Origin of the sequence: Salinibacterium sp. GXW1014 (assembly GCF_044769865.1) — a bacterium.
Classification (GTDB): Bacteria; Actinomycetota; Actinomycetes; order Actinomycetales; family Microbacteriaceae; genus Homoserinimonas.
In genome coordinates this window covers 677,758-690,821 of record NZ_JBIZWA010000001.1, presented here as the reverse complement: position 1 = coordinate 690,821, position 13,064 = coordinate 677,758, and the positions used below count along the sequence as shown (strand labels likewise).

Sequence of the window (13,064 nt, the reverse complement as noted above, 5' to 3'; positions counted from 1 at the left end):
TTGCCGTCGGGTTAACGAACCTCGCGCCGGTACTGCACGTCGATCGTGTGGTCGCCGAATCCGTAGCCGCGGTACAGGCGCACAGCGGCCGTGTTGTCGGCATCGACGTAGAGCGAGGCGGTGCGGATGCCGCGGCTCACGAGTCGCGCGAGCCCCGCCTCGACGAGCCGCCGTCCGAGGCCGCCGCCCTGGCGGGACGGGTCCACGCCGACGACGTAGAACTCCCCGATGTCGTCTTCGACCTTCATCCAGACGAAGGCGGCGAGCCCGTCGGCGTCGCGGAGGAGCAGGAAGTCGCCCGCGTCGAACCAGGGTTCCGACATCCGCTCGTCCAGGTCGACCTGGGTGAGGGAGCCCTGCTCGGGGTGGCTCGCGAACGCTGCCGCGTTGAGCGCGAGCCAGTCGGCGTCGTCGCTACCCGGCCGGAAGGAGGTGAAGCCGTCGAGCGCGTTCGCGGCGGGCTCGTGGTCGGCGATGTCGCGGCGCAGCTGCAGGAGCTCGCGGATGGGTTCGAAGCCCGTGCGCGCAGCGAGGGCCCGCGATGCGGGGTGGTCGCCGTGTGCCCACGCGAGCACGTCGGGATGCTCGCCGAGCACGCGTTCGAGGAGGGCGCCGCCGATGCCGCGGCCCCGGGCATCCGGGTGCACGACCAGTTCGAGCTCGCCGGGAGTTCCGGGCCGCACTGCCGCTGCGGCATCTTCAGCCGTCGCGAGCAGTTCGCGGCGTCCGTCGCGCAACTCCACCCAGGTCTGGTCAGAGAAGGGCGGCTGGCCGTCGACCTCGGTGGCGCGGGTCGCGAGCGTACGCAGCCACTGGGGAAGCTGCTCAGGCATCATCGTGTCCCGTGAATCGGTAGCCGACATTGCGCACCGTGCCGATGAGCGACTCGAGGTCGCCGAGCTTCGCGCGAAGGCGTCGCACGTGCACGTCGACCGTGCGCGTGCCGCCGAAGTAGTCGTAGCCCCACACCTCGCTCAGCAGCTGTTCGCGTGTGAACACGCGCGAGGGGTGGCTCGCGAGGAAGCGCAGCAGCTCGAATTCCTTGAACGTGAGGTCGAGCGGCTTGCCCTGCACTTTGGCCGAGTAGCTCACCTCGTCGATCACGACACCGGATGCCTGGATCTTGCGATTCGAGGAATCCGCCGAGGAGCGACCGATGGCCAGGCGGATGCGCGCGTCCACCTCAGCGGGCCCTGCGTCGACGAGCACGACGTCGGCCACGTTCCACTCGGGTGTCACGGCGGTGAGCCCGCCCTCCGTCACGATGGCGATCACGGGGACGGAGGCTCCCGTGTTGCCGAGGATCTTGCAGAGGGCCTTGGCGGCGGCGAGGTCTTTGCGCGCATCGACCATCATGAGATCGCAACTCGGGATGTTGACCAACTGCGATGAGGTCGCGGGCACCTGACGCACCCGGTGGCTGAGGAGGGCCAGGGATGGCAGCACCTCGCTGTCGACTGCCGGAGTCAGTATCAACAGCTGCGCCAACGGGGCCTCCAAAATTTTGGAGCAAGTCTATCCAGACCGTAGCGCCGTGAATGTTCAGGCCGCATCAGGGCGTTTTCGGGGATATCAGGCAGGATTGGGGCATGACGGTCGACGAGAACACGGCACCGAACCGCTCCACGGCGCGGGTGAGCGTCGCGGCGGTGTGGCTCTTCGTCGCGGTGGGCGCCGTCATCACGGCCGTGTTCGTTGCTCCGGATGCTCGACTCCAGTGGTTCCCGATCGTGCTCGCAGCCGCGACCATCCTGTCGTTCTGCCTGCAGCTTGCGCTCGACAGCAAGGTGGGCTTCGTGAACCGACTCATGGCGAGTGTCGGGGGGTCCGTCGTGATCCTCGCGGTGGCCACCGGGGTGCTCGCCCTCGCCACGTCAGTGGAGGGGTAGAATCGCCCCATGCTCCTTGCACTCGAACTCTTCTACGTCGGACTGCTGATCCTCGCCCTCCTGGCTATCGGCGGGGTCTCCGCGGTGGTGCTGTACAACCTCTTCCGCGGCCAGCGCTAAGCCGGGGTCGCAGCACGCTGCATCCGATCGCATCGCCACGGGAGGTGCCCGAATGATCGAACTCGACGCCTCGCTCCCCTCCGAGCTGGTGCCCCTCTCCTGGCTGCTCGGCGTCTGGGAGGGCACGGGAGTCATCTCCTACCCCGTCGATGGTGACGTCAGGGAGTTCGAGTTCGGCCAGCGCGTGAGCTTCAGCCATGACGGCACGTCCTACCTCAACTACAGCTCCTCCGTGTGGCTCCTCCAGGAGGGGGAGCAACCGGCCGTCCTCACCGCCGAGACGGGGTACTGGCGCCTCTCGCGTGCCCTCGGCGAGGGCGATGTCGGCCCCGGCATGCTCCCCGGCGTGGGCGACACGCCATATTCGACCGCGAGCGAGGTCGAGACCCTCCGCAACGCTGCGGGCGCCTTCGAGATCGAGGTGTCGATCATCCACCCCGGCGGGGTGAGCGAGCTCTACCTGGGGCAGGTCAACGGCCCGCGCATCGACCTGGCGACAGATGCCGTCATGCGCTCGGCAGACGCCAAGGAGCACTCCGCGTCGACCCGCATCTATGGGCTCGTCGAGGACCACCTGCTGTGGGCCTGGGACATTGCGGCCCTCGGCCAGCAGCTCACCTCCCACGCATCCGCGAGGCTCGCCCGTGTCGACTGACCCTGCCAACACCGAGCCTGCCGGCACCGAGCCCGCCGCAACCGAGGCGTGGCGTTCCCCCTGGCTCGACCGCCCCGGCGCGGTCGAGGCCGACGAGCCGGATGCCGGCGTCGCCGCCCACTACGGCGACCCCGTGCGCGAACAGCGCGAGCTCGAGGCCGGCCGCGCCGTCGTCGACCTGTCCCACAGGGGAGTGCTCTCCCTCACTGGCCCAGACCGGCTGACCTGGCTCGACTCGATCAGCAGCCAGTCCATCGCCCGGCTCGCGCCAGGCGACTCCGCCGAGACTCTCATCCTCGACCCGCAGGGCCGCATCGAGCATTCCGTACGCATCGTCGATGACGGCGAGACCGCATGGCTCCTCGTCGACCGCAGCCAAGCGGATGCCCTCGCCGCCTGGCTCCTGCGCATGCGCTTCATGATGCGGGTCGAGATCGCCGACCGCAGCGCCGACTTTGCGACCCTGGGCCACATCGGGCCCGTCGACCTGCCCGCTGTGGAGCGCGCTGGCGTGGCGCTGGTGTGGCGTGACCCGTGGACCGAGGTTGTCGCGGGCGGGTGGCAGTATGCGGAGGGCGAGCATCCCTCGCCCGCGTTCCCGTACCGGGAGACGCTCATCGAGCGCGCCGCGCTCGAGAGCCTCGACACGCCTCCCGCGGGGGTGCTCGCGCTCGAGGCGCTCCGGGTGGCCGCGTGGCGCCCACGGCTCGTGACGGAGGCCGACGAGCGGTCCATCCCCCACGAACTTGACTGGCTGCGCAGCGCGGTGCACCTCAACAAGGGTTGCTACCGCGGCCAGGAGACGGTCGCGAAGGTGCACAACCTCGGTCGTCCGCCCCGCCGCCTCGTCATGCTGCACCTCGACGGCTCCGATGACCTGCTGCCGCAGCGCGGTGACACCGTCGTGCTGGGCGAGAAGGAGGTCGGCGCCGTGACATCCGTCGCCCGCCACCACGAGCTCGGGCCCATCGCCCTCGCCGTCATCAAGCGGTCGACCGACCCGGTCGAGACGCTGACGGTGGTGACGAATGGCGGCCCGGTCGCTGCCGGCCAAGAGGTCATCGTGCCTGTCGGCGCGGGCGCGACGGCCGACATCCCGCGTCTGCCGCGGCTGGGGGCGGCTACGCGCCCCACGCGCCCCGGCGCGAATGGCTGAGAGCGGCAGCGCCCGGCGGCTCGAACGCCGCCTCAACCGCAGCCTGGACGCCCGGGCGGCGCTGGGCCGTGTTGCCGAATCGGCACCGAACATCGCGCAGATCGTGCTGGCGGCCATGCTGGCGTGGCTCATCGCGCACGAGGTGCTCGGTCATCCGACCCCCGCGATCGCGCTCGTCTCGACCCTGACGATCCTGGGATTCAACCGCGACGCCCGCCCCCGGCGCGTGCTCGAGTCTGCCGTCGGCATCCTCGTTGGCATCGTGCTCAGCGAGGTCGCGCTGCTCGTGGTCGGGTCGGGGTGGTGGCAGATCGCCACGGTGCTCACCGTCACCCTCTTCGTGGCCCGACTGCTGTCACCTAGTGCACCGTTTGCGATCGCGGCGGGAGTGCAGTCGATCCTCGTGATGGTGCTGCCCGCGCCCGACGGCGGCGTGTTCACGCGGAGCATCGACGGGCTCGTGGGAGGCCTCGTCGCCCTCGCCGTCACCGCACTGCTTCCGCGAGACCCGCGACGCATCGCCCGGCGTGACGCGCAGCGGCTGCTCGCGACGCTCTCGGAGTCGCTCTCGTCGGTCGTCGAGGCGCTTCGCGACGGACAGGAGCCAGCGGCATCCCTCGCACTCTCCAGGCTGCGGCGCACGCAGGCGCTCATCGACGCATGGGCGCAGTCGCAAGAATCGGCGATCGCGATCGCGCGTATCTCACCCTTCCTGCGGCGTCATTTGCCGGCACTGCGGCGGCAGTCGCAGGTGTTGGCGGGCCTCGACCTGGCCGCGCGCCACCTTCGTGTCATCTCGCGCCGTATCGCCTTCCTCGTGCGGGATGGAGAGCAGCGGCCGGCGCTCGCCGGCCTCGTGCAGCAGGTGGCGGACGCCGTCACCCTCCTTGGCGAGAGCCTCGACGACCCCGCCGCCGCCGAGCGTGCCCGCGGCGTGCTCGTGGACGTCATGCCCATGCTCGACCCGAGCAACTCCCTGCCCGGGGCCCGCATGCCGACGACGATCGTCGTGCACCTGCTGCGGCCGCTCGTCGTCGACCTCCTCGTGGCCACTGGCATGCGGCCAGAGGAGGCGCGGACGCTTCTTCCCAGCTCCTAGGGCTACTCGGCGCCGGGCGTGCCGTCGGTCGTCTTGGGTGCGGGCTCCGACTCGGCCTCGGGCGTGGCATCCGGGGTCATGTCTGCCGCCTCGAGGTCGGATGTCCACGCATAGACGGTGTCGCCGGCGGCGCTCACGTAGACAGGGCGGATCATGCGCTTCTCGTTGCACTCCCACGCCTCCGCGAACTCCTCGTCGGGCCACCAGGTGGAGTCGATCGCGGCGGGCGGTGCCTCCGCGATGGGTTCGCAGCGGGCATCCTTGAAGCCCTTGCTTGAGGTGTAGCGGAGCAGGTACCCGGGCTCAGCGCTCGGCATGAGCCGCACGTCGATGTCGGTCGCGTCCTTCGGCACGAAGCTCGGCATCGCGAAGGCAAGTTGCCCCGTCGTGGGCGCGTCGGCGTACACCTCGAAGTGGCGCTCCTCGGGGTCCTTGGGCGGGCCGTCCTCGAAGATCATGTCGATGACGGCGCAACCGGCGAGGGTCGATGTGGCGAGGGCGGCGGCCGCGGTGGCGGCGAGTAGGCGTGAAACGTTCATGGTTCCATCCCACTGCGCAGGCGGCCCCTGCCGCGTCGGCCTCGGGTCGCCTCCCGGTAGTCCTGAGGGATGACATCGCATCCGCCAGACCCTGAGCCCTCAGTACACTGTCCGCATGACCTACACGCTCATCCTCCTCCGCCATGGCCGCAGCGACTGGAACGAGAAGAACCTCTTCACAGGATGGGTGGACGTGCCCCTCACCGAGGAGGGCCGCGCCGAGGGGCGTCGCGCGGGTGAACTCATGGCCCAGGAGGGCCTGCTGCCCGACATCCTCCACACCTCGCTGCTCAAGCGCGCCATCCACACGGCGAACATCGCGCTCGAGGCCTGCGACCGCGACTGGATCGACGTGACCCGTTCATGGCGGCTCAACGAGCGCCACTACGGCGCGCTGCAGGGCCTCGACAAGGCCGACACCCTCGCGAAGTACGGCGAGGAACAGTTCATGACGTGGCGCCGCAGCTTCGACACCCCGCCGCCGCCCCTCGATGACGACAACGAGTTCTCGCAGGCAGGCGACCCCCGCTACGCCGAGCTCGGCGACGAGCTGCCCCGCACCGAGTGCCTCAAAGACGTGATCGAGCGGATGCTTCCCTACTGGGAGTCCGACATCACGCCTGACCTCGCGGCGGGCAAGACCGTGCTGGTCACGGCGCACGGCAACTCCCTGCGCGCCCTCGTCAAGCACCTCGACGGCATCTCGGATGACGACATCGCTGCCCTGAACATCCCCACGGGCATCCCGCTCGTCTACGAACTCGGCGAAGACTTCATGCCGGTCGCGCCCTCGCGGTACCTCGACCCCGAGGCGGCCGCCGCGGGCGCCGCCGCCGTCGCGGCACAGGGCAAGCACTAGGCCCTCGAAGTAGAGAAAATGCCCATCCCGCCGAGCGGGATGGGCATTTTCTCTGCACTCAAAGGGTCAGTCGACCGGAATCCAGTCACCCGTCGCGAGGTACTGCACCTTCTTGGCGATCGAGACGGCGTGGTCGGCGAAGCGCTCGTGGTACCGCGAGGCGAGCGTCGCGTCGACCGTGTCTTCAGCGCCGCCCTTCCACTTCTCACCGAGCACGGTGTCGAAGACGCTGAGGTGCAGCGCGTCGACCTTGTCGTCGTCATTGCGGATCTCCTCGGCGAGGCGCACGTCCTCCGTGCGCAGCAGCTCCGCGAGCTTGCGCGCCATGGTGACATCCAGCTGCCCCATCTCGGCGAAGGTGGGCCGCAGCGTCTTGGGCACAACCTTCTCAGGGAAGCGATAACGGGCGAGCTGGGCGATGTGCTCGCTCATGTCGCCCATGCGCTCGAGCGAGGCCGAGATGCGCAGGGCACTCACGACGATGCGCAGGTCGCGCGCGACCGGCTGCTGGCGAGCAAGGATGTTGATGGCGAGCTCGTCGAGGCTGATGGCGAGTTCGTCGATCTTGTCATCGTCGGCGATGACCCGCTCGGCGAGCGAGACGTTGGATTCGTTGAAGGCGCGGGTGGCGTTCTCGATCGAGATGGCGACGAGGCTCGCGATCTCGACGAGACGCTCCTGCACCTCCTGCAGTTCCTGTTGGAAGACTTCGCGCATCGACCGTTCCTCATTCCTGGCGTTAATGGTGCGGGGCAGTGAGCCCGCACAATCCCGGGCCATCCTGACCGGGGAAGGTTAACGCGGGGTGAGCATCCGTTGAACACCTCGGCTTCTCAAAGCGAACCAGCAGCCACCCGGACGGACGGGGTCGAGATGTAACTAATCTAGTCGCTATGGAACCCAGCGTGCTGGTTGCCCTGTCGTTGCTCTTCGGCCTTGCCGTGGGCGCTGCGCTGGTCAGCCTGATTCACTATGCCGCCCGCCGGGGCGAGCGAGCCGTGGCGGTGGTGCGCGGCGGCGTTCCTGACGGCGTGGAGCAGGTGCTCGACGCGCTCGAGACCGCCGGGGTCGTACTCGACCCTTCCAACAACGTCATGAAGGCCTCGCCGGGCGCGCTCGCCTTCGGCCTCGTCGCGCAACAGTCGCTCGTGCATCCGGAGCTCGTGGAGATCGTCGACCGGGTGCGACGCGAGGGTGATCCCGTCTCGCAGGAGGTCGTGCTCTCGCGTGGCCCCTTCAGCGACGCCAATGTGCACCTCTTCGTGCGCGTCGCCCGCATCGGCTCCCGCTTCGTGCTGCTGCTCGCGGAGGACCGCACGGAGGCCTACCGGCTCGACGAGGTGCGGCGCGACTTCGTCGCCAACATCAGTCATGAACTGAAGACCCCGATCGGCGCGGTCGGGCTGCTTGCCGAGGCGCTGCAGTCGGCATCCGACGATCCTGAGCAGGTGCGACGGTTCGCCAAGCGCCTCACGAAGGAGTCTGACCGGCTGGCGCGCATCACCAAGGAGATCATCGAGCTCTCGAGGCTGCAGGCGGCGGATGCCCTTGCCAAGCCCGAGCTCGTCGAAGTCGACGACATCGTGGCCGCCGCGATCGACGCGAGTCGCGTGCAGGCCGACAAGCACCGCATCACGCTCGTCAGTGGCGGCGCGACGGGTGCGCAGGTCTACGGCGACGAGCCGATCCTCGTCGCCGCCGTGCACAATCTCGTGTCGAATGCCGTGCAGTATTCGCCGGACGGCTCGCGGATCGGCGTCGGCGTGACGCACAGCGACGGCGTCGTCGAGGTTGCGGTGACCGACCAGGGCATCGGCATCCCCGAGGAGGACCTCGAGCGGGTCTTCGAGCGCTTCTACCGCATCGACCCGGCTCGCGCCCGCAACACGGGCGGCACGGGCCTCGGACTCAGCATCGTCAAGCACGCGGTGCAGAACCACGGTGGCGACGTGCGCGTGTGGTCGCAGGTCGGCCGCGGTTCCACCTTCACCATCCGTCTTCCCGAGGCATCGCAGTCGTCGCTCAAGTCGATGACGGATGCCGCGACCGGCCCAACCCCGCTCCTGCCGAGCCCAGCCACCCTAGAGGGAGTCTCGTGACCCGCATCCTGATCGTCGAAGACGAACGTTCGCTGAGCGAGCCGCTCGAGTACCTCCTCGCGAAGGAGGGCTACGACGTCACCATCGCCGACGACGGCACCGCCGCGATGGAGGAGTTCGAGCGGGGCGGCATCGACCTCGTGCTGCTCGACCTCATGCTGCCCGGCATCTCGGGCACCGAGGTGTGCCGTCGCATCCGTGCCGTCTCGCAGCTGCCGATCATCATGCTCACGGCGAAGGATTCCGAGGTTGACATCGTCGTGGGGCTCGAACTCGGGGCCGACGACTACGTCACGAAGCCCTACTCAAGCCGGGAGCTGCTCGCACGGGTGCGCGCCGTGCTGCGACGGCGGGTGGAGCCGGCCGAGGAACTCGACCCCGCGATCGTCGAGGTCGGCCCCGTGAGCATGGATACCGACCGCCACACGGTCGAGGTGCGCGGCGCGGAGGTGCCCATGCCGCTCAAGGAGTTCGAGTTGCTCGAGGTGCTGCTGCGCAACGCGGGCCGGGTGCTGACCCGCGGTCAGCTGATCGACCGCGTCTGGGGCTCTGACTATTTCGGCGACACCAAGACCCTCGACGTGCACATCAAGCGGCTGCGCTCGAAGATCGAGCAGACGCCATCGGAGCCGAAGCTGCTCGTGACAGTGCGTGGGCTGGGCTACCGCTTCGAAGACGAGTCGGCCTAGACGTCAGGTCGAGCGGCGCGCTGAAGCGCCGCACACGAAGGCGGTTGGACTGACGGACGCTCAGACTTGGCGGATGCCGCGGGCGCCCTACGGGGCGAGGTCGGAGTACTCGGGCAGCGACTCGTCGAGCACCGGCACGAGCAGCTGCTTGCCGGTCTCGTTGCCGTGCTGCACAAAGATGGGGATGAGCGAGCCGAGCTCCGCGTCGATGCCCTCGAGCTCGAAGACCTCTTCGCTGCCGATCGACTTGACCTCGCCGGGCGCGACCGTGACGGTGCGGTCCTGCTTGCCGTCGCTGCCCTCGAACTGGATGGTGATGCGTGCGCGCTCGGTGCCCTTGTTGGCGAAGCCCGCCACGAGGTTGCCGTTCTCGCCGTCCTGGGAGACGACGAGGGCGTTGAGCACCTTGACGTCACCGATCGTGGCGCCGACGCCGTCACTCGGGTCGTAGGACTCGGTGGTCGCCTGCGGCGTGATGAAGCCGCAGCCCGTGGCGACGAGTGCGATGCTCGCCGAGAGGGCGACGGTGGCGACGGTGCGAGCTCTCACGGGGAACCCTCCAGGTGAGTCGGAACAGGTGCATGTGGCCGCCGGGAGATCCCCGTCGCGGCAGTTCTGAGTTTATCCTACGGCCCTCAGGCCCGGTGCCCGGCGGGCAGGCCGAAGGGGGGCGCCCCTGTGGTAAACTGGGGGCCACGGAATGGAGCTTAACCCATGCTTTTCGAGGTCGGCGAAACCGTCGTATACCCGCACCACGGTGCTGCAACCATCATTGAGGTCAAGAAGCGCGTCATCAAGGGCGAAGAGAAGCTCTACCTCAAGCTCAATGTCACTCAGGGCGACCTGACGATCGAGGTCCCGGCTGACAACGTCGACCTCGTCGGTGTGCGTGATGTCATCGGCCAGGAGGGCCTCGACAAGGTGTTCGAGGTGCTGCGCGCTCCCTTCACCGAGGAGCCCACCAACTGGTCACGCCGCTACAAGGCCAACCTTGAGAAGCTCGCCTCCGGCGACGTCATCAAGGTCTCCGAGGTCGTGCGCGACCTCTGGCGCCGCGACCAGGACCGCGGCCTCTCCGCCGGCGAGAAGCGCATGCTTGCCAAGGCGCGCCAGATCCTCGTCTCGGAGCTCGCGCTCGCAGAGAAGACTGACGAGGAGAAGGCGTCGGGCATGCTCGACGATGTGCTCGCCTCCTAGTCGGCACCAACGCTTCACGGCCCCGCCTTCGCGACAGCGACGGCGGGGCTTCTGCGTTGTCGGCCGGCGCTACCCTCGTAAGCATGCATGAGCCTCGCACCGCTGTCGTAATCGTCGCCGCAGGCAGCGGCGCCCGCCTGGGACTCGGCGAGCCCAAGGCCTTCGTCAGGGTTGCCGGGCGCACCCTGCTGGGCCATGCCGTCGCATCCGTGCTGGGCATGACCGCACCGGCCCAGGTCGTCGTCGTCGCGCCGACGGACCGCGTCGAGGCGGCGGAGTCGATCGCGCGAGAGCTCGCGGGGCCGGTCGCCGACCTCGTGACGGCCGTCGCGGGTGGTTCCACCCGTCAGGAGTCGGTCGCGGCGGGGCTTGCCGCGGTGCGCGGCTCGGTCGACGTCGTGCTCGTGCACGATGCTGCGCGGGCGTTCACGCCCTCGTCGCTCTTCGACACGGTGGCGGATGCCGCACGCGCGACTCGCGCGGGCGTGCTGCCCGTGCTGCCGGTCGCCGACACGATCAAGCAACTCAAGCGCGATGGTTCGGTCGTGGGTACCCCGGATCGCTCAGAGCTGGCGGCAGCGCAGACCCCGCAGGGATTCCCGCGAGCACAGCTCGTCGCTGCATACGCCGGGGCAACCGTTGAGCACACGGACGACGCAGCCCTCTTCGCCGCGGCCGGCCACGCCGTCACGACGGTCTCGGGCGATCCGCTGGCGTTCAAGGTCACGACGCCGTGGGACCTCTCCCGCGCCGAGACGCTTGCGGCCGGGCGTTCGAGTGACGTGCCGGTCTTCCGCAGCGGTATCGGCCTCGACGTTCATGCCTTCGATCCCGAGAGCCCGCTGTGGCTCGGCGGCGTCTACTGGCCGGACGAACCGGGGCTCAAGGGCCACAGCGACGGGGATGCCGTCTGCCACGCCATCTGCGACGCGCTGCTCTCGGCCGCGGGGCTCGGCGACATCGGCGGCCGCTTTGGCACCGCCGACGACCGCTTCGCTGGTGCCCACGGCGACGTCTTCATTCGGGAGACCGTGCGACTGGTCGCGGGGGCCGGCTATGAGGTCGTCAACGTCGCCGTGCAGGTGATCGCGAACCAGCCCAAGCTCGCGGGGCGCCGCGTCGAACTCGAGCAGAACCTCAGCGGTCTCGTCGGCGCGCCGGTAAGTGTCTCCGCGACGACCTCGGACGGTCTCGGGTTCCCGGGGCGCGGCGAGGGGCTGACGGCGCTCGCGACCGCGCTCATCCGCTCGGTGAACTAGCGGGCCGAGGCATCCGTCGGCCGAGTCGTGCCGCGCTTCGCTCGAATAAGCTTGGGCGCATGACCGTGCGCCTCTACGACTCCCGTGCCCAGGAGTTGCTCGACTTCGAACCGCTCGAGCCAGGTCGCGTGGGCATCTACGTCTGCGGACCCACCGTGCAATCGTCGCCGCACATCGGGCACCTGCGCTCGGCCCTCGTCTACGACCTGTGGCGCCGCTGGTTCACCTGGCGCGGCTACGACGTCACCTTCGTGCGCAACGTCACCGACATCGACGACAAGATCCTCGCGAACGCCTCCGAGTCGGAGGAGTGGTGGGCGCTCGCCTACCGCGTGGAGCTCGAGTTCACCGCCGGGTACCGTGCCCTCGGCATCCTCGCCCCGACCTATGAGCCGCGCGCGACCGCGAGCATCGGGCAGATGCAGGAGATCATCCAGCGACTCATCGACCGTGGCCACGCCTACGCGGCGGAGGACGGCTCGGGCGACGTCTACTTCGACACGGCGTCGTGGCCGACCTACGGGGAGCTGACGCGTCAGGGGCTCGATGACATGGCGCCCGCGACGGATGCCGACCCGCGTGGCAAGCGCGACCCCCGCGACTTCGCGCTCTGGAAGGGGCACAAGCCGGAGGAGCCAGCCTCGGCGAGTTGGCCGTCGCCCTGGGGCGCGGGACGGCCCGGCTGGCACATCGAGTGCTCGGCCATGTCGTCGCGCTATCTCGGCCCGGCGTTCGACATCCACGGCGGTGGGCTCGACCTGCGCTTCCCGCATCACGAGAACGAGCTCGCCCAGTCGGCCGCCGCGGGGGATGCCTTCGCCAGCTACTGGGTGCACAACGGCCTCGTGAACGTCAACGGGCAGAAGATGTCGAAGTCGCTCGGCAACTCCGTCTTCGCGAGTGACCTGCTCTCGGCTGCACGCCCTCTCGCCGTGCGCTACTACCTCGGCTCGGCGCACTACCGCTCCACGATCGACTACCACGACGGGGTGCTGGAGGAGGCCGACTCGGCGATCGAGCGGATCGAGGGCTTCCTGCGGAGAGCCGACCGACGCATCTCGTCCACGCGGTTCGCAGCCGAGGTGGTGCGGGATGTGCCCGAGGAGTTCGCCGCGGCGATGGACGACGACCTCTCGGTGCCCCAGGCGATCGCCGTCATCCACGACACCGTGCGGGCCGGCAATGCGGCGCTCGACAACGAGGATCTCGCGACGGCCGCGCGCGCTCAGGGTGCCGTGCTTGCGATGACCGACATCCTGGGCATCAATCCGCTCAGCGTAGAGTGGCAGACTGCAGCGGATGAGCCGGCCGTCACGGCCCTCTCCTCCCTCGTGACGCGACTGCTCGACAGTCGGCGGGTTGCGCGCGAGGCGCGGGACTTCGCCGAGGCCGACCGCATCCGTGACGAGCTTGCCGCCGCGGGCATCCAGATCGAGGACACCCCGGAAGGCCCACATTGGAGCCTCACAGACAGATAGCAGTGCCGAGCAGTAGGGACACCCC

At 69.1% G+C, this 13,064-nt stretch carries 15 protein-coding genes; 10 read left to right on the top strand and 5 right to left on the bottom strand.

Features of this window, described 5'->3' with window-relative positions; translation table 11 throughout:
• Positions 1-11: 11 nt before the first annotated feature.
• Together mshD and ACIQK7_RS03410 are read right to left on the bottom strand one after the other, a co-directional pair.
• Entirely contained in the window at positions 12-833 is an 822-nt protein-coding gene (mshD, locus tag ACIQK7_RS03415; RefSeq protein WP_403021292.1) for a mycothiol synthase, read from the bottom strand.
• Positions 826-1,488 carry a winged helix-turn-helix domain-containing protein gene (locus tag ACIQK7_RS03410; RefSeq protein WP_403021290.1) on the bottom strand — a complete coding sequence of 221 codons (663 nt, stop codon included), beginning with the start codon at positions 1,486-1,488 and terminating at the stop codon, positions 826-828. The genes mshD and ACIQK7_RS03410 overlap by 8 nt, the downstream gene beginning before the upstream one ends.
• A 101-nt stretch (positions 1,489-1,589) precedes the next feature.
• On the opposite strand from ACIQK7_RS03410, the gene ACIQK7_RS03405 reads away from it, so the two are divergent.
• The 4 genes from ACIQK7_RS03405 to ACIQK7_RS03390 all read left to right on the top strand — a co-directional run bounded on the left by ACIQK7_RS03405 (position 1,590) and on the right by ACIQK7_RS03390 (position 4,919).
• Complete coding sequence (locus ACIQK7_RS03405; protein WP_403021287.1) at positions 1,590-1,889, top strand: hypothetical protein; 300 nt, start codon at positions 1,590-1,592, stop codon at positions 1,887-1,889.
• Between the two features lie 172 nt (positions 1,890-2,061).
• Positions 2,062-2,664 carry an FABP family protein gene (locus tag ACIQK7_RS03400; RefSeq protein ID WP_403021284.1) on the top strand — a complete coding sequence of 201 codons (603 nt, stop codon included), beginning with the start codon at positions 2,062-2,064 and terminating at the stop codon, positions 2,662-2,664.
• On the top strand, positions 2,654-3,820 hold the full coding sequence (locus ACIQK7_RS03395) for a YgfZ/GcvT domain-containing protein (protein WP_403021281.1): 1,167 nt from the start codon (positions 2,654-2,656) through the stop codon (positions 3,818-3,820). The genes ACIQK7_RS03400 and ACIQK7_RS03395 overlap by 11 nt, the downstream gene beginning before the upstream one ends.
• Positions 3,813-4,919: an aromatic acid exporter family protein gene (locus ACIQK7_RS03390; protein WP_403021278.1), complete on the top strand. Its 1,107-nt coding sequence runs from the start codon at positions 3,813-3,815 to the stop codon at positions 4,917-4,919. The genes ACIQK7_RS03395 and ACIQK7_RS03390 overlap by 8 nt, the downstream gene beginning before the upstream one ends.
• Before the next feature lie 2 nt (positions 4,920-4,921).
• Here ACIQK7_RS03390 and ACIQK7_RS03385 read toward each other — a convergent pair whose 3' ends face one another.
• Positions 4,922-5,458, bottom strand: a complete 537-nt coding sequence (locus ACIQK7_RS03385; protein ID WP_403021276.1) for a hypothetical protein — start codon at positions 5,456-5,458, stop codon at positions 4,922-4,924.
• 115 nt (positions 5,459-5,573) lie between these two features.
• On the opposite strand from ACIQK7_RS03385, the gene ACIQK7_RS03380 reads away from it, so the two are divergent.
• Positions 5,574-6,317 (top strand): phosphoglyceromutase, encoded by a 744-nt coding sequence (locus ACIQK7_RS03380; RefSeq protein WP_403021273.1) that lies wholly within the window; start codon positions 5,574-5,576, stop codon positions 6,315-6,317.
• Between the two features lie 66 nt (positions 6,318-6,383).
• On the opposite strand, the gene phoU is transcribed toward ACIQK7_RS03380, so the two are convergent.
• Positions 6,384-7,034, bottom strand: a complete 651-nt coding sequence (gene phoU, locus ACIQK7_RS03375) for a phosphate signaling complex protein PhoU (protein ID WP_403021271.1) — start codon at positions 7,032-7,034, stop codon at positions 6,384-6,386.
• A 176-nt stretch (positions 7,035-7,210) separates the two neighbouring features.
• Here phoU and ACIQK7_RS03370 point away from each other — a divergent pair, with 176 nt between their 5' ends.
• Positions 7,211-8,416 (top strand): sensor histidine kinase, encoded by a 1,206-nt coding sequence (locus ACIQK7_RS03370; protein WP_403021268.1) that lies wholly within the window; start codon positions 7,211-7,213, stop codon positions 8,414-8,416.
• Complete coding sequence (locus tag ACIQK7_RS03365; RefSeq protein ID WP_403021266.1) at positions 8,413-9,105, top strand: response regulator; 693 nt, start codon at positions 8,413-8,415, stop codon at positions 9,103-9,105. The genes ACIQK7_RS03370 and ACIQK7_RS03365 overlap by 4 nt, the downstream gene beginning before the upstream one ends.
• Before the next feature lie 87 nt (positions 9,106-9,192).
• On the opposite strand, the gene ACIQK7_RS03360 is transcribed toward ACIQK7_RS03365, so the two are convergent.
• Positions 9,193-9,654 carry a hypothetical protein gene (locus ACIQK7_RS03360; protein ID WP_403021263.1) on the bottom strand — a complete coding sequence of 154 codons (462 nt, stop codon included), beginning with the start codon at positions 9,652-9,654 and terminating at the stop codon, positions 9,193-9,195.
• Positions 9,655-9,819: 165 nt separating this feature from the next.
• Between ACIQK7_RS03360 and ACIQK7_RS03355 the strand changes: the two genes are divergently transcribed.
• From ACIQK7_RS03355 to cysS, 3 genes are all read left to right on the top strand, one after another.
• Entirely contained in the window at positions 9,820-10,302 is a 483-nt protein-coding gene (locus ACIQK7_RS03355; RefSeq protein WP_147722716.1) for a CarD family transcriptional regulator, read from the top strand.
• Positions 10,303-10,385: 83 nt separating this feature from the next.
• Positions 10,386-11,561, top strand: a complete 1,176-nt coding sequence (gene ispD, locus ACIQK7_RS03350) for a 2-C-methyl-D-erythritol 4-phosphate cytidylyltransferase (RefSeq protein ID WP_403021261.1) — start codon at positions 10,386-10,388, stop codon at positions 11,559-11,561.
• Between the two features lie 59 nt (positions 11,562-11,620).
• Positions 11,621-13,039 (top strand): cysteine--tRNA ligase, encoded by a 1,419-nt coding sequence (gene cysS / locus ACIQK7_RS03345; protein ID WP_403021259.1) that lies wholly within the window; start codon positions 11,621-11,623, stop codon positions 13,037-13,039.
• Positions 13,040-13,064: the final 25 nt, after the last annotated feature.

What these genes read in the sequence shown, in the direction of transcription:
- ACIQK7_RS03400 (WP_403021284.1), top strand. Translation starts at nt 2,062, where the DNA reads ATGATCGAACTCGACGCCTCGCTCCCCTCCGAGCTGGTGCCCCTCTCC.
- cysS (WP_403021259.1), top strand. Translation starts at nt 11,621, where the DNA reads ATGACCGTGCGCCTCTACGACTCCCGTGCCCAGGAGTTGCTCGACTTC.
- ACIQK7_RS03405 (WP_403021287.1), top strand. Translation starts at nt 1,590, where the DNA reads ATGACGGTCGACGAGAACACGGCACCGAACCGCTCCACGGCGCGGGTG.
- mshD (WP_403021292.1), bottom strand. Translation starts at nt 833, where the DNA reads ATGCCTGAGCAGCTTCCCCAGTGGCTGCGTACGCTCGCGACCCGCGCC.
- phoU (WP_403021271.1), bottom strand. Translation starts at nt 7,034, where the DNA reads ATGCGCGAAGTCTTCCAACAGGAACTGCAGGAGGTGCAGGAGCGTCTC.
- ACIQK7_RS03355 (WP_147722716.1), top strand. Translation starts at nt 9,820, where the DNA reads ATGCTTTTCGAGGTCGGCGAAACCGTCGTATACCCGCACCACGGTGCT.
- ACIQK7_RS03390 (WP_403021278.1), top strand. Translation starts at nt 3,813, where the DNA reads ATGGCTGAGAGCGGCAGCGCCCGGCGGCTCGAACGCCGCCTCAACCGC.
- ACIQK7_RS03380 (WP_403021273.1), top strand. Translation starts at nt 5,574, where the DNA reads ATGACCTACACGCTCATCCTCCTCCGCCATGGCCGCAGCGACTGGAAC.
- ispD (WP_403021261.1), top strand. Translation starts at nt 10,386, where the DNA reads ATGCATGAGCCTCGCACCGCTGTCGTAATCGTCGCCGCAGGCAGCGGC.
- ACIQK7_RS03370 (WP_403021268.1), top strand. Translation starts at nt 7,211, where the DNA reads ATGGAACCCAGCGTGCTGGTTGCCCTGTCGTTGCTCTTCGGCCTTGCC.
- ACIQK7_RS03385 (WP_403021276.1), bottom strand. Translation starts at nt 5,458, where the DNA reads ATGAACGTTTCACGCCTACTCGCCGCCACCGCGGCCGCCGCCCTCGCC.